2 protein-coding genes are annotated in these 20471 nt (G+C 75.2%); both read right to left on the reverse strand.

Annotated features, from left to right (window positions below):
- Positions 1–124: 124 nt before the first annotated feature.
- On the reverse strand, positions 125–328 hold the full coding sequence (locus ACGF4C_RS09295) for an MbtH family NRPS accessory protein (RefSeq protein WP_030411649.1): 204 nt from the start codon (positions 326–328) through the stop codon (positions 125–127).
- A 73-nt stretch (positions 329–401) separates the two neighbouring features.
- The gene (locus ACGF4C_RS09300) at positions 402–20471 is read right to left on the reverse strand and encodes a non-ribosomal peptide synthase/polyketide synthase (RefSeq protein WP_393564659.1); all 20070 of its coding nucleotides are present in this window, start codon (positions 20469–20471) and stop codon (positions 402–404) included.

Below are 20471 nucleotides of genomic sequence, written 5' to 3' on the forward strand. Positions count from 1 at the left end.
GGGGGGGGGGGGGGGCGGGGGGCGCGGCTGCGGCGGGGGGGGGGGGGGGGGGGGGGGGGGGGGGGGGGGGGGGGGGGGGGGGGGGGGGGGGGGGCCCCCCCCCCCACGGTGCCGGTGACGAGCGTCAGGCGTCGGCGCTCTCCATGCGCTCGCGGAGGCTGCGGGGGCGCATGTCGGTCCAGACCTCGTCGACGTAGGCGGAGCACTCGTCCTGGGTGCCCTCCTTGCCGACGGCGTGCCAGCCGGCGGGGATCTCCAGGTCGGCGAGCCAGAGCGAGTACTGGTCCTCGTCGTTGCGCAGGACCTGGTAGCGGGCGTTCTCGTCCATGTCGATTCTCCTTGAGTGAGGGTGGGTTGGGTGGTTGGGGTTGAGTGAGTGTGTGGTGGGTCGGGTGGGTGGTTCAGGGGCTGTTACGGGCGGCGTGCCTGGCTATCTGGTGGAGGGCCTCGGTGAAGTCCTCGGCGACGGCGCGGACGGTGGTCTCCTCGTGGGTGTCGGGGCGGTAGTGCCAGGTGAAGGTGAGGCGGCCGTTCTGGACGGCACCGACCGCCTCCAGGAGGTGGGAGCCGGGGTCGCGCGGGTCGTGGTCCTGGCCGAAGCTGCCGTGTTCGGTGCGGATCAGGCCGCCGTCGGTGTCGGTGCCGGTGCCCGTGCGGCGGGAGTCCCATTGGCCAAGGTAGTTGAAGACGAGTTGGCCGTGGCCGGTGCGCTCCAGGCGTTGGCGGATGTCCGGGCTGCCGTAGGTGCGCAGGGCGCCGAAGCCGAGGCCGTTGCCGGGGACGGTGCGGAGTTGCCGTCGGACGGACTTGACCAGGGCGCGCCAGTCCCGGGTGGGGCCGAGGTCGGTGCGGTCGGGGATGTGCAGGCCGACCGGGTGGACGGTGGTGAACCAGCCGACGGTCCGGGAGAGGTCGACACCGTCCAGGACGTCCTCGCGACCGTGCCCTTCAAGGTCCACGGAGACCCGGTCGCGGTCGGTCCAGCGGGCCAGCGCGAGGGCGAGGGCGGCGAGCAGGACGTCGTTGATGCGGGTGCGGTAGGCGGTGGGGGCGGCCCGGAGGAGTGCGGTGGTGTCGGGTTCGTCCAGGCCGATGGTCAGGGTCCTGGTTTCGGCGGCGGTCGCGGGCTCCGGGGTGTGGTCCACGGGGAGCGGGGCGGAGGCCAACGCCTCTTCCCAGTACGGGAGTTCGTGGTCCAAGGCGCCCGCGGCGACGTGTGCGGCGAGGCCGCGTGCCCAGTCGCGGAAGGAGGTGGTGCGGGCGCCGAGCGTGACCGGGTGGCCCTGGGCGGCCTGGTGGTAGGCGGTGTCCAGGTCGTCCAGGAGGATCCGCCAGGCCACCGCGTCGATGACGAGGTGGTGGGCCACCAGGAGCAGGTAGCTGGGCCGGTCCTGGCCGCCGGTGAAGAGCGCGGCGCGGAGCAGCGGGCCCCGGCCGATGTCGAAGCCGGTGTGCAGGGTGTCGGCGGTCGTGCGGAGGGCGGTGTCGGTCTGGTCGGGGGTGAGGCCGGTCAGGTCACGGTGGGAGAGGACGCGGTCCGGGGTGGCGGGCGGGGGCGGGTTGTGCTGGTGCCAGCGGCCGTCCTGTTCGGTGAAGCGCAGCCGGAGGGCGTCGTGGTGGGTGAGGAGGGCGGTGAGTGCCGCTTCCAGTGCGGTGGGGTCGGGTGCGCCGGCGAGTTCGAGCAGTGCGGACTGGTTGAAGTGGTGGTGGTTGGCGCGGGGGGTGGTCAGGAACCAGTGCTGGATGGGGGTGAGGGGCAGGTCGCCGGTGACCGGGCCGTCGTCGGTCCGGTGGGGTCCGGTGGTCACCACGGTGGCCAGTTCGGCGACCGTTTGATGGGTGAACAGGTCCTTGGTGGCGAGGTGCAGTCCGGTGCGGCGCAGTCGTGAGACGACCTGCATGCTGAGGATGGAGTCGCCACCGAGGGCGAAGAAGTTGTCGTCGGCGCCCACGGTGTCGAGGCCGAGGACCTCGGCCCAGATCTGGGCGATGCGGCGTTCGGTGTCCGTGCGCGGGGCGACGTGGTGGGCGCTGGGGGCGGTGGACGGGGCGGGTGCGGGCAGGGCCCGGCGGTCGGTCTTGCCGTTGGGGGTGAGGGGCAGCTCTGTCAGTGGGACGAACACCGACGGCACCATGTGGGACGGGAGGGTGTGGGCGAGGTCGGTGCGCAGTTCCTGCACATCCAGGGCCTCCGGTGGCCCGTCGGCGGGGACGACGTAGGCGACCAGCCGGCCGGGGGCGGCGGGCCCGGCGCCTGACTCGGCGCCTGAGGTGCCGGTGGTGCGGACCACGACGGCGGCGTCCCGGACCTGCGGGGCGCGCCGCAGTGCGCTCTCGATCTCGCCGGGTTCGATGCGGTAGCCGCGGACCTTGACCTGGTCGTCGGCGCGTCCGGCGTAGCGCAGTTGGCCGTCGGCGCCCCACCGCACCAGGTCTCCGGTGCGGTACATCCGGCTGCCGGGCGGGCCGTACGGGTCGGCCGCGAAGCGGGTGGCGGTCAGTCCGGGGCGGGCCAGGTAGCCGCGGGCGAGTCCGGCTCCGGCCACGTACAGCTCGCCGGTGACGCCGACCGGTACGGGGCGCAGGGCGCCGTCCAGGACGTAGGCGCGGGTGCCGGCGACGGGGTGGCCGATGGGCGGGGCGCCCGCTCCGGGGGTGAGTGGTCCGGTCCAGGTGGCCACCACGGTGGCTTCGGTCGGGCCGTAGGAGTTGATCATGCGGCGGCCCGGGGCCCAGTGGTCGACGAGGTCGGCCGGGCAGGCCTCGGCGCCGACGATGAGGGTGCGCAGGTCCGGGAGGGTGCGGGCGGTTCCGGGCGGGACGGTGGCGAGTGCGGCGGGCGGGATCAGGGTGTGGGTGATCCGCCGGTCGGCGAGCACCTGGGCGAGCCGGTCGCCGACCAGCGGTCCCTCCTCCCCCGCGATCAGGGTGGCGCCGGCGAGCAGGGAGATGCACAGCTCCAGGACGGAGGCGTCGAAGCTGGGCGAGGCGAACTGGAGGACCCGGTCGCCGGGGTGTACGTCGTAGCGGTCGGCGGCGGCCGCGGCGAAGCCGGCGAGGCCGGTGTGCGGGACGACCACGGCCTTGGGGGTGCCGGTGGAGCCGGAGGTGTAGATGACGTAGGCGGGGTGGCCGGTGGTGAGGGGGGCGAGGCGGTCCGCGTCGGTGGGGGAGGTCGCGGGGCCGTCGGGGCACCACACGTCCGCCGGGTCGTCGAGGACCAGGGCCGCCGCGGAGTCGCGGACCATGAACTCCCGTCGTTCGGCCGGGTAGGCGGGGTCGACGGGCAGGAACGCGCCGCCGGCCTTCGCCACCGCCAGTTGCGCCACGACCATGTCGGCGCCGCGCGGCAGCGCCAGTGCGACCAGGCGCTCGGGGCCGACCCCGCGGGAGATCAGCCGGTGGGCCAGGCGGTTGGCGGCGGTGTCCAGCTCGGCGTAGGTCAGCACGCGGTCGCCGTCGGCGACGGCGGGGGCGTCGGGGTGCTGAATGACCTGCCGTGCGAACAGCTCGGGCAGGGTGGCCGGCGGGACCTGGGGGGCGTCGCCGTGCCGGTCGGTGAGCAGGCGCCGCAGTTCCTCGGCGGGCGCCAGCGGGAGCGCGCCGAGGGGGCGTTCGGGGTCGTCGGCGAGGGCGGTGAGCAGGGTGGTGAGCTGGTCGGCGATCCGGCGGGCGGTGTCCGCGTCGAACAGGTCGGTGTGGTAGGTGAGCAGCCCGTGCAGGGCGCCGGAGTCCGCCTCGGCGAACTCCAGGGTGAGGTCGAAGGGCGCCTCTTCACGCTCGGGCTCGATGTCGCTGACCTGGAGGCCGGGCAGGTCCATCGGCGCGCCGGGGGCGTTCTGCAGCACCACCATGGCCTGGAAGAGCGGGGTGCGGCTGGTGTCGCGGTCCGGCTGGACCTCGTCCACCACCCGCTCGAACGGCACGTCCTGGTGGGCGAAGGCGTCCAGCACGGTGTCGCGGACGTCGGCGAGGAAGTCCGGGAAGGACCGCTCCGGTTCGACGGTGGAGCGCAGTACCAGGGTGTTGACGAAGAAGCCGATCAGCCGCTGGGTCTCCGGGCGTTCGCGGCCCGAGGTGACCGTGCCGACGGCGATGTCCCGCTGTCCGGAGAGCCGGGCGAGGAGCGTCTGGACCGCGGCGACCAGGGTCATGAACAGGGTGGTCTGCCGGGTCCGGCCGAACTCGGTGAGCCGGCGGGCGGTTTCCGGCGGCAGGACGAGCCCGGTCGTGGCGCCGTGCCGGGTGCGGACCGGCGGCCGGGGCCGGTCGGTGGGCAGTTGGAGCGGTTCGATGCCGGTCAGCCGGTCCTTCCACCAGCGCAGTTGGTCCTCGGCGGCCGGGCCGGTGAGCGCGGTGCGCTGCCACTGGGCGACGTCGGCGTACTGCACGGGCAGCGGCGGCAGGGTGGCCGGGGTGCCGGTCAGCGCGGCGCGGTAGAGGTGGGCCAGGTCGCCGGTGAGGATCCCGGTCGACCAGCCGTCGGTGACGATGTGGTGCAGGGTCAGGGTCAGCACGTGGTGGTCGTCCGCGAGCCGGATCAGCCCGGCCCGCAGCAGGGGCCCGCGGCGCAGGTCGAAGGGGCGGGTGCGCTCGTCGGCGAGCAGCTGCGCCAGCCGCGCCGGGCGGTCGGCGGGCGGCAGTTCCGTCAGGTCGTGCAGCGGCAGCGGGACGTCCTGCGGCGGGTGGACGATCTGGACGCCCTGGCCGTCGACGGAGTCGAAGGTGGTGCGCAGCGACTCGTGCCGGGCCACCAGTGCGGTCAGGGCGGCGGTGAGCGCGGTGGTGTCCAGCCGGCCGCGCAGCCGCAGGGCGAGCGGGGTGAGGTACTCGGTGCTCTCCGGCGCGAACGAGTCCAGGAACCACAGGCGTTGCTGGGCGAAGGACTGCGGCAGCGGGGTGTCGCGGCCGACCGGGACCAGGGCGGTGCCCGGCCGGTCGGCGGGCTGTTCGGGCGCGGTGAGCAGGGCGGCGAGGGCGGCCGGTGTCGGGTGGGTGAACACCGCCCGCGGGGTCAGCCCGGTGCCGAACGCCTCCGCCAGCCGTGAGGTGAGCCGGATGCTGAGGATGGAGTCGCCGCCGAGGGCGAAGAAGTCGTCCGTCACGCCGACCTCGGGCACGCCGAGGACGTCGGCCCAGATGGCGGCGGTGCGGCGTTCGGCGTCGGTGCGTGGTGCGACGGCTTCGGCTCGGCCGGTGGCGGCGTCGGGTGCCGGCAGGGCGGCCCGGTCGACCTTGCCGTTGGCGCTCAGCGGCAGCGCGTCCAGCGGGACGACGGCGGTGGGCACGAGGTAGTCGGGCAGGGTGCGGCGGGCGTGGGCGTGCAGCGCGTCGGGGTCGAGTCCGTCGTGTCCGACGACGTAGGCGACGAGCTGTTTGGCGCCGGACCGTCCTTCGCGGGCCACCACGGCCACGTCCGCGACGGCCGGATGGGCGGCGAGGGCGCCCTCGACCTCGCCGGGTTCGACCCGGAAGCCGCGGATCTTGACCTGGTCGTCGGCGCGGCCGAGGAACTCGACGGTGCCGTCGGGGTGCCGGCGGGCGAGGTCGCCGGTGCGGTACATGCGGGTGCCGGGCGGGCCGGACGGGTCGGCGAGGAAGCGTTCGGCGGTCGCACCGGGCCGGCCGAGATAGCCGCGGGCGACGCCCTCGCCGGCCAGGTAGAGCTCGCCGGCCGTGCCGGGCGGTACGGGCCGCAGCCGGGTGTCGAGGACGTGCACCCGCATGTCGTCGAGGGGGCGTCCGATGGGCACCGGGTCGGGCACCGCGGCCGTGTCGGTCATGGCGTGGGTGGTGGCGAAGGTGGTGGTCTCGGTCGGGCCGTAGCCGTCCACGACGGTCAGGCCGGGGCAGGCGTCCAGGACCCGGCGGACGGCCGTGGCCGGGACCACGTCGCCGCCGGTCCACACCTGGCGCAGCCCTGCGAAGCAGTCCGGCGCGTCCTGCGCCAGCAGCCGGAACAGCCCGGCCGTCAGCCACAGCGCGGTCACCTCTCCCCCACCGGCCAGCCGCCGCAGCAGGGCCGCGTCGACCGCGCCCGGCGGGGCGACGACGATGCGGCCGCCGTTCAGCAGCGGCGCCCAGACCTCGAAGGTGGCGGCGTCGAACGCCACCGGAGAGTGCAGCAGAACCCGTTGGCAGCCGGGGCCCCGGAAGCGGCTGTCGGTGGCGAGCGCGGCCACGTCGCGGTGGCGCACGCCGACGGCCTTGGGCTCGCCGGTCGATCCGGAGGTGAACATCACGTACGCGAGGCGGTCGGGGTCGGTGGCCGGTGCCGGCGGTGGGCCGGCCGGACCGTCGGTGCGGGCGTCGGTCACGTCCCGGTCGGTCAGCCGCACCGTGACCCCCGCCTGCTGGAGCAGGGTGCGGCGGCGCTCCTCGGGGGCGCGGACGTCCACCGGGACGTAGGCGCCGCCGGCCTTGAGGACCGCGAGCTGGGCCACGACGAGCGCCACCGAACGCTCCATGAGCAGCGCCACCCGGCCCTCGGCGGGCAGCCCCGCGGCAAGCAGGCGGTGGGCCAGCTTGTCTGCCCAGTCGTTGAGCTGACGGTATGTCACCTCCTGTTCGGGGTCGGTGACGGCGAGGGCGTCCGGGGTGCGGCGCACCTGCTCGGCGAAGCGGGACACCGGTGAACCGGGCGGCGTTCGGCGTGCCGGGGTGTTCCACCGGTGCAGCAGGGTGCGGTCGGCGTCGGTGAGCGGGTCGAGGTCGTCCAGGGTACGGGCGGTGCCGTCGGCGAGGGCGGTGAGCAGGGCCCGCAGCCGGTCCGCGGTGTGCTCCACGGTGGTGCGGTCGAACAGCGCCGGGTCGTAGGCGAGGCCGAAGCCGAGGCGGTCGGCGAGGTAGGCGCGCAGGCACAGCGGGAAGGTGGGGGCGTCGTCGGCGCGCACGTCGGTGATGCGGATGCCGGCGCCGGCCGCGGCGGTCTCGTCGAAGGGGTAGTTCTCGAAGACCACCATGCTGTCGAACAGCGGCTCCCCCGCGGGGAGTTCGCTCAGTGCCTGGATGCGGGCGAGTGAGACGAAGTCGTAGCGGCGGGAGTCGCTCTGCTGCTCCTGGAGGTCGCGCAGCCAGTCCGGTACGGTCCGGGCGCCGTCGATCCGGGCCCGGGTCGGGACGGTGTTGATGAACATGCCGACCATGGAGGCCACACCGGCGAGCTCGGCCGGACGGCCGGAGACGGTGGTGCCGAACACGACGTCGCGGCGGCCGCCGGAGCGGGCCAGCAGCAGCGCCCAGGCGCCCTGGACGACGGTGTTGACGGTGAGGCCGTGGCGTTTGGCCATGGTGCGCAGCCGGTCGGAGACCTCGGGGGTCAGTTCGACGGCGACGCTGTCGGTCGCCCGGGCGCGGTGCGCCTCGGTGGGCCGCCGGTCGTACGGCAGCGGGGTGCGGGCGGTGCATCCGGCCAGCGCGTCGGCCCAGTGCCGCTCGGCCTGCTCCTCGTCCTGGTCCGCCAGCCACTGGAGGAAGTCCCGGAACGGGCGGCGGGCCGGCGGGCGGACGGTGGCGCCGCGGGCCGCGGCGGCGTACTGCGCACACACGTCGGTGAAGATCTGGCCGGTGCTCCACCCGTCGAGCATCAGGTGGTGCGAGGACCACACCAGGACGATCTCGTCGTCGGGGAGCGCGGCCACCGCGATCCGGCTGAGCGGGGCGCGGGTGAGGTCCACGCCGGTGGCGCGTTCCTCGGCGAGCAGCCTCTCCAGCGCCCGGTCGCGTTCGCCGGGCGTCAGTGCCCGCCAGTCGTGGTGGGTGACGGGCAGGACGGCGTGCCGGTGGACGACCTGGACGGGGTGCGGCAGGCCGTGCCAGTGGACGCTGCTGCGCAGGGCCGGGGTGTGGTCGGCGACCCGCTGCCAGGCGGCGGCGAAGGCGTGCGGGTCGGCGATGCCGGCGATCCGGACCGCCATCTGGTCGAAGTAGGCGCCGGCGTCGTCGACCAGCTGGTGGAAGAGCATGCCGGCCTGGAGCGGGGTCAGCGGATGGATGTCCGCCACGTCGCGGCCGTCGCCGGCGAGCAGGTCCACCTGGTGCTGGTCGAGTCCGGCGAGCGGGAAGTCGGAGGGGGTGCGGCCGCCGGTGTCCGGGCGGGCGCAGTGCGCGACGATCTCGTGCAGCGCCGTGAGGGTGTCCTCGGCGAGGCGGCGCACGGTGGACTCGTCGTAGACGGCGGGCGGGTAGGTCCAGCCCAGTTCGAGCCGGCCGTCCTGGACCACGCCGGTCACGTCCAGCAGACAGCTGCGTTCCTCGGCGGGGTCGGTGTCCTGGCCGGCGGGCGGCAGGGCGGCGCGGTAGAGGCCGTCGTCCGCCGGCCGGTCCGTGGCGGCGACGTCCCACCGGCCGTGGTAGTTGAAGCCGATGCGCGGCCGGGGCGCGTCGGGCAGCGGGGCGTCCGGGGCGAGGTGGCGCAGCGCGCCGTAGCTCAGTCCGCGCCGCGGGACGGCGCGCAGTTGTTCCTTGACGGACCGGAGGGTGTCGCGCCAGTCGGCGTCCGGGTCGACGGTCAGCGCGAGCGGGAATTCCGCGGTGAACCAGCCGACGGTGCGGGACAGGTCCAGGTCGTCGAAGAGGTCCTCGCGGCCGTGTCCCTCGATGCCGAGGAGGACGGTGTCCCGGCGGCTCCAGCGGCTCAGGGTGCGGCCGAGGGCGCTGAGCAGCACGTCGTTGACCTGGGTGCGGTAGACGTCCGGTACCTGGCGCAGCAGGGCGTCGGTCGCGTCCCGGTCCAGGCGGACGGTCACGGTGGCGGCGGCGCCCTGCGGGCGGGCGCCGGGCCGGTCGACGGGGAGGGCGGCGGGCGTGCCGCAGACCCGGGTCCAGTACGGCAGGTCGTCCGCGAAGGCGCCGGCGCGGGTGTGCCGTTGCAGGCGGTCGGCCCACTGTGCGTAGCCGGTGCTCGCCGGGGGCAGGCCGGCCGGGTGGCCGGCGGCGGTGTTGCGGTGGGCGGCCTCCAGGTCGGCCAGCAGGATGCGCCAGGACACCCCGTCGATGACCAAGTGGTGTGCGGTGAGCAGGAGTTGGGGCGGGTGTACGGGGCCGCGGTCGAAGAGGAGGGCGCGTACCACGCGGCCCTCGGTGGGGTCCAGGGAGGTCTGTGCGTCGGTGGCCGCGCGCTGGACGGCGTCCTCCTGCGCGCGGTCGTCGAGGCCGGTCAGGTCGTGGTGCGCGAAGACGTCCCCCGGGGCGGCGGGCAGCACCTCCTGGTGCCAGGTGCCGTCGGTGTGCCGGAACCGGGTGCGCAGTGCCGGGTGGTGGGCGATCAGGGCGTCGACGGCGCGGCGCAGGGCCTCCGGGTCGGTGCCGGGGGCCAGTGCCAGCCGCTGGGTCATGGTGAAGTGCATCCGGTCGCCGGGCCGGCGGCCGTCGAGGTACCAGTGCTGGATGGGCGTGAGCGGCGCCGGTCCGGCCGGGGTGGCGGCGTCGGCCGGCGGGGCGGCCACCGATGCGGTGCGCAGGGCGAGTTCGGCGACGGTCTGGTGGCGGAAGACGTCCTTGGAGGTGAGGGCGAGGCCGGCCTGGCGGGCCCGGGAGACGATCTGGATGCTGAGGATGGAGTCGCCGCCGAGGGCGAAGAAGTTGTCCTCGACGCCGATCCGGGGCGTGCCGAGCACCTCGGCCCAGATGCCGGCGAGCAGGGTCTCGGTGTCGGTGCGCGGGGCGACGTACGGGGTGTCGGTGTCCGGCTGGAGCGGGGGTGCGGGCAGGGCGCGCCGGTCGGTCTTGCCGCTGCTGGTCCGGGGCACCCGCGCGAGCGGGACGAAGGCCGCGGGGACCATGTAGTCGGGCAGCGTACGTCGCAGGTGGACGCGGAGTTCATCGGCGGCGGGCTGCCGGGTGCCGCTCGGCACGACGTAGGCCACCAGCATCGTGCGGCCGGTCTGGGTGCGGGCCGCGACGACGGCGTCGCCGACCTCGGGGTGGTCGAGGAGGGCCGCCTCGACCTCGCCGGGCTCGATGCGGAAGCCGCGGATCTTGACCTGGTCGTCGGTGCGTCCGAGGAACTCCAGGAGTCCGTCGGGGTGCCGGCGGGCACGGTCGCCGGTGCGGTACATCCGGGTGCCGGGCGGGCCGAACGGGTCGGCGACGAAGCGCCCGGCGGTCAGGCCCGGCCGGCCCCGGTAGCCGCGGGTGACCTGCGCGCCGGCCAGGTAGAGCTCACCGGGCACGCCGACCGGTACGGGGCGCAGCGCGCCGTCGAGGACGTAGGCGCGCAGGTTGCGGCCGGGCCGTCCGATGACCGGGTGCGCGGCGTGGTCGGTGAAGCGTCCGTAGACGGCGTCGACGGTGCATTCGGTGGGGCCGTAGATGTTGTACGCGGTGACGCCGGGCAGCGCGCGGAGCTGCTGCCAGGCGGCGGTGCCGACGGCTTCGCCGCCGATCAGGACGATCCGGGGGCGGTGGCCGTCGGTGGTGAACAGTCCGGCGGCCAGCAGCTCGTGGAGGAAGGACGGCGTCACGTTGAGGCAGTCCAGGCGCTGGGCGGTGATCTGTGCGACGAACGCGGCCGGGTCGAGCCGTACGTCCTCGTCGATCAGGTGCACCTGCTGTCCGAGGGCCAGCAGCAGCGGGCCCTCCCAGGAGGTGTCGAAGGAGAAGGCGGCGCTCAGCGCGGCGCGCAGCGGGGTGCCGTCGGTGGTGTGCGGGGCGACCAGCCCTTCGCGGTGGTCGTGGCAGAGGTTGACGAGCTGGCGGTGTTCGACGGCGACGCCCTTGGGGCGGCCGGTGGAGCCGGAGGTGTAGGTGAGGTAGGCGGTGTGGGCGGGGTGGAGCGGTGCGATGCGGTCGGCGTCGGTGGGGTTGTGGGTGGGCTGCCGGTCCAGCGGGGCGTCGCGCAGCGCGTCGGGGGTGAGGACGGTCCTCGGTGCGGCGTCCGCGAGGAGGTAGGCCACCCGGTCCGGGGGCAGTTCCGGGTCGACGGACAGCTGGGTGCCGCCGGCCTTGAGGACGGCCAGCAGCGCCACGAACATCTCGGTGGTGCGCGGGAGTTGGACGGCGACCACCCGCTCGGGGCCGACCCCGAGCGAGATGAGGTGGTGGGCCAGCCGGTTGGCGCGGGTGTTGAGCTCCGCGAAGTCGAGGGTGGCGTCCCGCGCCACCAGTGCGGTGGCGTGCGGGGTACGGGCCACCTGGGCCTCGAACAGCTCCGGGAACGTGGCGGCGGGCACCGGCAGAGTGGCGCCCTGCCACTCCTCCAGCACCTGGTGGCGCTCCGCGTCGGACAGCAGCGGCAGCTCGCCCACCGGGCGTCCGGGGTCGTCGGCGACCGCTTCCAGCAGCAGGCGCAGCCGGCCGGTCAGCCGCTCGACGGTGTCCCGGTCGAACAGGTCCGTGTGGTACTCGACGAAGCCGGTGAGGCCGCCGCCGTCCTGCTCGACGAAGTCGAGGCCGAGATCGAAGGCGGCGCTCCGGACCGGCGGCTGGACCGTCTCGACGTCCAGACCGGGCAGGTGCGGCGCCCGGCCGCCCAGGTTGTGCAGGGCGACCATGACCTGGAACAGCGGGGTGCGGCTGGTGTCCCGTTCCGGCTGGAGCGCGTCGACGACCCGCTCGAACGGCACGTCCTGGTGGCCGAAGGCGTCCAGGACGGTGCCGCGTACCTGCGAGAGCAGCGCGTCGAACGGCTCCTCGGCGCGCACCCGGCTGCGCAGCACGAGGGTGTTCACGAACATGCCGACCAGATGCTCCAGTTCGGGGCGTTCGCGGCCGGCGGTCACGGTGCCGACGGCGATGTCCTCCTGGCCGGCCCAGCGGGCGAGGAGGACCTGGCAGGCCGCGAGCAGGGTCATGTAGAGGGTGGCGTCGGCGCGCCGGCCGGTCTCCCGCAGCCGTTCGGTCAGCGCGGCGGGCAGCGAGAACTCCAGCAGTGCGCCGTTCTTGCTGCGCACCGCGGGCCGGGGCCGGTCGGTGGGCAGCTCCAGCGGGGCGAGGTCGGCCAACTGCTCACGCCAGTAGGTGAGTTGCTGCTCGGCGTCGGCGGACCGGGCGCGTTGCCAGGCGGCGTAGTCGGCGTACTGGACGGGCAGCGGGGGCAGGTCGGGGCGGCGGCCCTGCAGGGCGGCGGCGTACAGCTCGCCCAGGTCCCGGCCGAGGACGGCGGTGGACCAGCCGTCGGTGACGATGTGGTGCAGGGCCAGGGTCAGTACGTGCTCGTCCGCGGCGAGGCGGATCAGCCGGGTGCGCAGCAGCGGTCCGCGGCCCAGGTCGAAGGGGGTGGCGGCCTCGTCGGTGAGCAACTCGTCGAGGGCGCCCGGGCGCGCGTCGGCCGGGACGGCGGACAGGTCGTGCGTCGGCAGGTCCACCGGGCGGGGCGGGTGGACGTGCTGGCGGGCGCGGCCGTCCTGCTCGGCGAAGGTGGTGCGCAGTGGTTCGTGCCGGGCCACCAGGCCGTCCAGGGCGGTGTGCAGTGCGGCCTCGTCGAGCCGGCCGCGCAGGCGCAGCACGAAGAAGGTCAGGTATTCGGTGCTGCCGGGCTCGAAGTGGTCGAGGAACCACAGGCGTTGCTGGGCGAACGACAGCGGGAGGGCGCGGTCGCGGTCGGCCGGCGGGATCGGGTCGGCCGGTGGCCGGCGGTCCGCGGCCGGGTCGGGCAGTGCGGCGGCCAGGGCGGCCACCGTCGGCCGGGTGAACAGCAGCCGCGGTGAGACGTCCACGCCGAAGGCGGCGCGCAGCCGTGAGGTGACGCGGATGGCGAGGATCGAGTCGCCACCCAGCGCGAAGAAGCTGTCCTCGACGCCGATCTCCTCGGTGTCCAGGACCTCGGCCCAGACGCCGGCGACCAGCCGTTCCGCCGCGGTGCGCGGGGCGGTGCGCTGCTCGCCGGCGGCGAAACCGTCCGGGCCGGGGGCGGGCAGCGCCCGGTGGTCGAGTTTGCCGTTGACGGTCAGCGGCAGCGCGTCCAGGGCCACATAGGCCGCGGGGACCATATGGGCGGGCAGGGTCCGTTCCAGGTGGGCGCGGAGTGCGGCGGCGGACGGCGGGGCCTGCCGGCCGGCGCCGACGACATGGGCGACCAGCCGCCGCACGCCGGGGGTGTCCTCGCGCACGGAGACCACGGATGCGCCGATCGCGGGGTGGGCGTTCAGCGCGGCCTCGATCTCGCCGGGTTCGATGCGGAAGCCACGGATCTTGACCTGCTGGTCGGCCCGGCCGAGGTACACCAGCGTGCCGTCGCGCCGCCACCGGACGCGGTCGCCGGTGCGGTACATCCGGGTGCCGGGCGGCCCGAAGGGGTTGGCGACGAACCGGGCGGCGGTCAGGCCGGGGCGGTTCAGATAGCCGCGGGCCAGGCCCTCGCCGGCCACGTACAGTTCGCCGACGGCGCCGGGCGGCACGGGGGCGAGAGCGCCGTCGAGCACATGGAGCCGCAGGTCGGGCAGGCCGGAGCCGATGGCACTGCCGGTGGCGCCGGTCACCGTGGCGCGGTCGAGCGGTGCGTGGGTGACGTGCACGGTGGTCTCGGTGATGCCGTACATGTTGACCAGGGCCGGGGCGGTGTCCGGGTGCCGCTCGTACCACTCGGTGAGCCGGCCGAGGTCGAGGGCTTCGCCGCCGAAGATGACGTACCGGAGCGTCAACCTGCCGCTGAGTTCCGGGTGTTCGGCGTCGGCACGCATCAGCGGGTAGAACGCGGAGGGCGTCTGGTTGAGCACGGTGACCCGCTCGTCCGCCAGCAGGCGGAGGAGGTCCGCCGGGGACCGGGCGATGTCGTGCGGGACCACGACGAGGCGGCCGCCGTGCAGCAGGGCGCCCCAGATCTCCCACACGGAGAAGTCGAAGGCGTAGGAGTGGAACAGGGTCCACACGTCGTGCGCGTCGAAGCCGAAGCTCTCGCGGGTGGTGGAGAACAGCCGCACCACGTTGGCGTGCGGGACGACCACGCCCTTGGGCCGGCCGGTGGAGCCCGAGGTGTAGATGACGTAGGCGGGGCTCTCCGGCAGCGGGCGGTACTCCGGCGCGAGGCCGGTGGCGGGGCGCCGGGCCAGGTCGGCGCGGACCTCGGGGTCGTCGAGGAGGAGTCGCGGCACGGCGTTGCCGCCGAGTCGTCCGGCGACCGCGGTGGTGGTGACGAGCAGGGCTGGGGCGGCGTCGGTGAGCAGGTGGGCGATGCGGTCGCCGGGAAGATCCGGGTCGACGGGTACGTACGCCCCGCCGGTCTTGAGCACCGCCACGAGCGCCACCAGCAGGTCCGTCGAGCGGGGCAGGGCGAGCGCCACGAAGCGCTCGGGGCCGGCTCCGGACGCGGCCAGCCGGTGCGCCAACTGCTGTGCCCGGTCGTTGAGCTGGGCGTAGCTGAGGGTGTCGCCGGAGCAGGTCACGGCGGGGGCGTCGGGGGTGCGCGCCGCCTGCTCCTCGAACAGGTCGACCAGGGTCCGCTCGGGCCGGCCGTGCGCGGAGCCGTTCCAGTCCACCAGCATCCGCCGGCGTTCCTCGGCTGTCGTCCAGGCCAGGTCGCGCAGCGGCCGTTCGGGATCGGCGGCGATCTCGTCGAGCAGCAGGCACAGCCGGTCGGCGAGGGAGCGGACGGTGTCCGCGTCGAAGAGGGCGGGGTCGTAGGCGAGGTCGAAGCCGAGGCGGTCGCCGTGGTGGGCGCGGAGCGCCAGCGGGAAGTTGGTGGCGTCCAGGGAGGAGACGTCCAGGATGCGCACACCGGCGCCGGAGGTCCGGGCCTCGTCGAAGGGGTAGTTCTCGAAGGCGACCATGCTGTCGAAGAGGGCGGTGCCGGCCGGTACGTCGCTGAGCGAGGTCAGCTGGGCCAGCGAGACGGTCTCGAAGCGCCGGGACTCGGACTGGGCGTCCTGGAGGTCCCGCAGCCAGTCGGCGGCCGTGCGGTGGCCTTCGACCCGTACCCGGGTGGGCAGGGTGTTGATGAACATGCCCACCATGTCTTCGACGCCGGGCAGTTCGTCGGGGCGGCCGGAGACAGTGGTGCCGAACACCACGTCCGGCTCCCCGCTGTAGCGCGCCAGCAGCAGGGCCCAGGCGCCCTGCACCACGGTGTTGAGGGTCAGGCCGCTGCACCGGGCGGCGTCCTCCAGCGCACGGGACCGTTCGGGGGTCAGACCGGCGGCCAGGACGTCGGCGGAGCGGGCGCGGTGCGCCTCGCGCGGCGGGCGGTCGCAGGGCAGCGGGGTCGGGGTGGCGAAGCCGGCGAGGACGGTGCGCCAGTGCTCCTCGGCGGCGCGGCCGTCGCGGGTGGCGAGCCGGCGGACGTGGTCGGCGAAGGGGCGGCGGACCGGCGGGGTGACGTCCCGGCCGGTGCTGAGGGCGGCGTACTCCTCGCAGACCTCGGTCAGCACCTGCGCCAGGCTCCAGCCGTCCAGGATCAGATGGTGCGAGGTCCACAGCAGCCGCAGCTGCCCTCCGGGCAGCCGGATGAGGGTGAGCCGCATCAGCGGTGCGGTGCCGAGATCGAGGCCCTGCGCCAGGTCGTCGGCGCGGAGACGGGCCAGCCGGTCCGTGCGGGTGGCCTCGTCGAGGTCGCGCCAGTCCAGGTGGACGACCGGCACGGTGGCCCGGCGGTGGACGATCTGCAGTGGGGCCGGTACGCCCTCCCAGACGACGGAGGTGCGCAGTACGGGGGTCCGGTCGGCCACCCGCTGCCAGGCCCGGGCGAAGGTCTCCGGTTCGGTCACCCCGTCGAGGAGCAGGGCGGCCTGGTCGAGGTAGACATCGCCGCCCGCGCCCGCCCCGTCGTCCCCTCCGACGAGGCGGTGGAAGAGCATGCCCTCCTGGAGGGGCGTCAGGGGGTAGAGGTCTTCGATGCCGCGGCCGTCGCCGATGAGGCGGTCGAGGCCGGCCTGGTCCAGTCCGGTGAGGGGGAAGTCGGAGGGGGTGCGCCCGCCGGCCTCGGGCCGGGCGCAGTGGGCGACGATCCCGGCCAGTGCGCGGACCGTGCCGTCGGCCAGATCGCGGACCGTGTCCTCGTGGTGCACCTGGTCGCTGTAGTGCCAGGTCAGTTCCAGCACCCCGTCGGCCACTACGGCGGAGACGTCCAGCAGGTGGTCGAGCCGTGCGTCGGCGGCCAGGTCGCGGCCGGGGGCCGGGCCGGCAGGCGCGAAGTCGGCGTCCTGCGGGGTCTCCCACTGGCCGTGGTAGGTGAAGCAGACCTCGGGCAGCGGCCGGTCGCGCAGGGCGCGGGCGGCCGGGTCGGGTGAGCCGAGGCGGGCCAGCGCCTCGTAGCCGAGGCCGCGGCGCGGGACGGCCCGCAGCTGCTCCTTGACCGCCTTGAGAGTGCCGCCCCAGTCCGGGTCGCCCGCCGGTCCGGCCGGGGTGAGGGTGACCGGGTACTGGGTGGTGAACCAGCCGACGGTCCGGGACAGGTCGGGGGCGTCAGCGGCGGCCGGGTCGCCCTCGGCGTGGAGGTCCTCGCGGCCGTGCCCCTCCAGCGCCACCGTCACCCGGTCGGTGCCCGCCCAGTCGGCGAGGACCCGGCCCAGTGCGCTCAGCAGCACGTCGTTGACCTGGGTGCGGTACACGCCGGGGACCCGGCGGAGCAGGGCCTCGGTGGTGTCGCGGTCGAGGCGGGCGCGCACGGTGCGGACCGACCCGGCGACCGGGGTGCCGGTGCGGTCGGCCGGCAGCGGGGTGCGCGGTACGGCGGTCTGCGCGCTCCAGTAGGCGAGGTCGTCGTCGAGGCCGCCGTTTTGGACATGGTGGACGAGGGTGGCCGCCCAGGTGGTGAACGGCGTGCCGGCGGGCTCCAGTTGGACCGGCCGTCCGGCGGCGGCCTGGCGGTACGCGGTTTCCAGGTCGGCGAGGAGGATGCGCCAGGAGACGCTGTCGACGGCCAGGTGATGGGCCGTCAGGAACAGCTGGGGACGCTCGTCCGGGCCGGGCAGGAACAGGGCGGCGCGCAGCAGGGTGCCGGCGGCCGGGTCCAGGGCGGCGCGGGCGGCGTCGGCCGCCTCGGTGCGGGCGGTGTCCCGGGCGGTGCCGCCGGTGCCGGACAGGTCGTGCCGGGTCAGCAGGCCGGGGGCCACGGGCGCTCCGGGGTGCTGGCGCCAGGTGTCGCCGGTGCGGACGAAGCGGGTGCGCAGCGCGGGGTGGTGTGCGGCGAGGGCGTGCAGGGCCTGTTCCAGGGCGGCCTGGTCGAGGTCGTGCGGCAGGTCGAGCAGCATCGACATGGTGAAGTGCCGCTGCGGCCCGTGGGTGGCGAAGAACCATTCCTGGATGGGGGTGAGCGGGGCCGGGCCGGCGTGCTGCTGCGGCCGGGGCGCGGTCGACGGGGCGGTGCGCATGGCGACCGCGGCGGCGAGGTCGGCGACGGTCTGGTGCCGGAAGACGTCCCGGGAGGTCAGCTGCCAGCCGGCGGCGCGGGCCCGGGAGACCGCCTGGATGCTGAGGATCGAGTCGCCGCCCAGCTCGAAGAAGTTGTCCGTCACGCCCACCCGGGCGAGGCCGAGGACCTCGGACCAGATGGCGGCCAGTTCGCGCTCGGCCGGGGTGCGCGGCGCGACGAACTCCCGCTCGCGCGGGGCCGCGTCGAGGTCGGGCGCCGGCAGGGCGCGCCGGTCCAGTTTGCCGCTGCTGTTGAGCGGCAGGGCGTCGAGGACGACGAAGGCGGCGGGCACCAGGTGGCCGGGCAGGGTACGGGCGAGGGCGTCGCGCAGGGCGGACGGGGTGGGCCGTCCGATGGCCGAGGGCGCCACGTAGGCGGCCAGCCGGGCGTGGCCCTGGCCGGTGTCGACGGCGAGGACGGCCGCTTCGGCGACGTCCGGCAGGGCCAGCAGAGCCGCCTCGATCTCGCCGGGTTCGATGCGGTGGCCGCGGATCTTGACCTGGTCGTCGGCGCGGCCGAGGTAGTCGAGCCGTCCGTCGGCCGTCCAGCGGGCGAGGTCGCCGGTGCGGTACATCCGGCTGCCGGGCGGTCCGTACGGGTCGGCGGTGAAGCGGGCGGCGGTCAGGCCGGGGCGGTGCAGATAGCCGCGGGCGACCTGGGCGCCCGCGAGGTACAACTCGCCGCCGACACCGGGCGGTACCGGCTGCAGCCGGTCGTCGAGGACGTAGGCGCGCACGTTGGCGAGCGGCCGGCCCACCACGGGTCGTCCGGTGCCGGTGATGCGGCCGGCCAGTGCGTCGACGGTGCATTCGGTGGGGCCGTAGAAGTTGTACGCGGCGGTGTCGGGCAGCGCGGCCAGCTCCCGCCACAGCGCGGGGCCGACGGCCTCGCCGCCGAGCATCAGCACCCGGGGCCGGTGGCGGGGGTCGCCGAGCAGTCCGGCGGGCAGCAGTTGGCGCAGGTAGGAGGGGGTGAGGTCGAGGAAGTCGAGGCGGTGGGTGACGACGTACTCGACCAGCGCGGCCGGGTCGAGCCGGGTGGTCTCGTCGATCAGGTGCAGGGGATGGCCGTCGGCCATCAGCAGGACGCCCTCCAGCGAGGTGTCGAAGGAGAACGACGCGGTCAGGGCGACCCGCAGCGGTCCGCCGCCGGCCTCGGCGACGAAGCCGTGCCGGTGGGCGGCCAGCAGGTTGGTCAGGGACCGGTGCTCGACGGCGACGCCCTTGGGACGGCCGGTCGAGCCGGAGGTGTAGATGACGTAGGCGGTGTGGCCGGGGTGCAGCGGGGCGCGGCGGTCGGCGTCGGTGGGGTTCGTCGCCGGCAGGTCGCCGGGCACGGCGCGCAGCGCGGGCTCGTCGAGCACCAGCATCGGCCGGGCGTCGGCGAGCAGGAACTCCACGCGTTCGGCGGGCAGTTCGGGGTCGATGGGCAGGTAGCCGGCACCGGACTTGAGGACGGCGAGGAGGGCCACGATCATGTCGGCGGTGCGCGGCAGCCGCAGCGCGACGAGCCGTTCGGGGCCGGCGCCCCGGCGGATGAGGTGGTGGGCGAGCCGGTTGGCACGGGCGTTGAGTTCGGCGTAGTCCAGGGTGGTGGCGCCGGCGACCAGTGCGGTGTGGTGCGGGGTGCGGGCGGCCTGCGCCTCGAAGACGCCGGGGTAGGTGGCGGGGGCGACGGGCAGGGCGGTGTCGTTCCACTCGGTGGTCAGCCGCCGCCGGTCGTCCTCGGCGAGCAGCGGCAGCTCGCCCAGCGGCCGGTCGGGTTCGGCGGCCACCCCGTCGAGCAGCAGGAGGAGTTGCTCGGCCATCCGCGTCACGGTCGGGGCGTCGAAGAGGTCGGTGCGGTACTCCAGCAGCCCGGTCAGGCCGTCCCCGTCGGGCACGAATTCCACGCTGAGGTCGAAGGTGGCCGAGCGGCGGGGCACGGTGACGTTCTCGGCGGTCAGTCCGCGCAGGCCGGCGGCGGCGGGCGGGGCGGGGTGGAGCAGGACCATCACGTCGAAGAGCGGGTTGCGGCCGGCTTCCCGGGTCGCGCCGACCGCCTCCACCAGCCGTTCGAAGGGGGTGTCGTCGTGTGCGAAGGCGTCGAGGACGGTGGCGGCCGCGGTGTCCAGCAGGTCGCGGTAGGGGCGGGCGGTGTCGACCGGGCAGCGCAGTACGACCGTGTTGACGAAGAAGCCGACCGCGCGCTCCAGTTCGGTGCGGCCCCGCCCGGGGGTGAGGGATCCGAGGGTGATGTCGTCCTGCCCGGACCAGCGGGCGAACAGCGCCTGGCAGCCGGCGATCAGCGCGGCGAAGAGGGTGGTGTGCTGGTCGGCCGCCAGCTTCCTGAGGCGGGCCGTGGTCCGCGGCGGGACGTGGAAGGTGTGCACCGCGCCGCCGGCCGGTTCCGCCCCGTCGCGGGGGTGGTCGAGCGGCAGCTCCAGCGGGACGACTCCGTCCAGTTGCTTGGTCCAGTAGGACAGCTGCTCCTGGAGCAGGGCGCCGGACAGCCGGCCGCGCTGCCACACGGCGAAGTCGGGGTACTGCGTCGCCACCGGCGCCAGGGCGGGCGTCTCCCCCACGGCGAAGGCGTCGTGGAGCGTGCGGAGTTCCTCCAGCAGCACGCCCATCGACCAGCCGTCGGTGACGATGTGGTGCGCGGTGAGCAGCAGGACGTGCTGGTCGGTGCCGGTGCGGATCAGCAGGGCCCGCAGGAGTGGCCCGGTGCGCAGGTCGAACGGGCGGGAGTACTCGGCGAGCAGCAGCGCGTCGAGCGCCGCCTCCGGACCGGCCCCGGAGGCGCGGTCCGGCTCGTCCGCGAGGTCCCGCAGCGGCAGCGGCACGGGGGCCGGGGCCCGCACGGTCTGTACGGGCCGGCCGTCCTGGTCGTCGAACGTGGTGCGCAGTGCTTCGTGGCGCTCGACCACGGCGTCCAGCGCCCGGGAGAGCGCGGCCCGGTCCAGGTTGCCGGTGAGCCGCAGCGCGACCGCGCTGTTGTAGCGGGCGTCGCCGGGCCGCAGCTGGTCGAGGAACCACAGCCGCTGCTGGGCGAAGGACAGCGGCAGCGGCCCGGACCGGTCCGCGCGGGGGATCGCGGTCCGGGCGCCGGCGGCCGGGCCGCCGGCCTTGCCGGCGAGACGACGGCGCAGGGCTTCCTGGAGGTCCTGCGGCAGGGCCGCGGCGCGGCCTTCCTTCGAAGACGTCAT

It is taken from the genome of Streptomyces sp. NPDC048197 (assembly GCF_043202395.1).
Lineage (GTDB): Bacteria > Actinomycetota > Actinomycetes > Streptomycetales > Streptomycetaceae > Streptomyces > Streptomyces siderophoricus.

Excerpts from the sequence above, each read along its gene's own strand:
- ACGF4C_RS09295 (WP_030411649.1), bottom strand. The coding sequence starts at position 328 with ATGGACGAGAACGCCCGCTACCAGGTCCTGCGCAACGACGAGGACCAG.
- ACGF4C_RS09300 (WP_393564659.1), bottom strand. The coding sequence starts at position 20,471 with ATGACGTCTTCGAAGGAAGGCCGCGCCGCGGCCCTGCCGCAGGACCTC.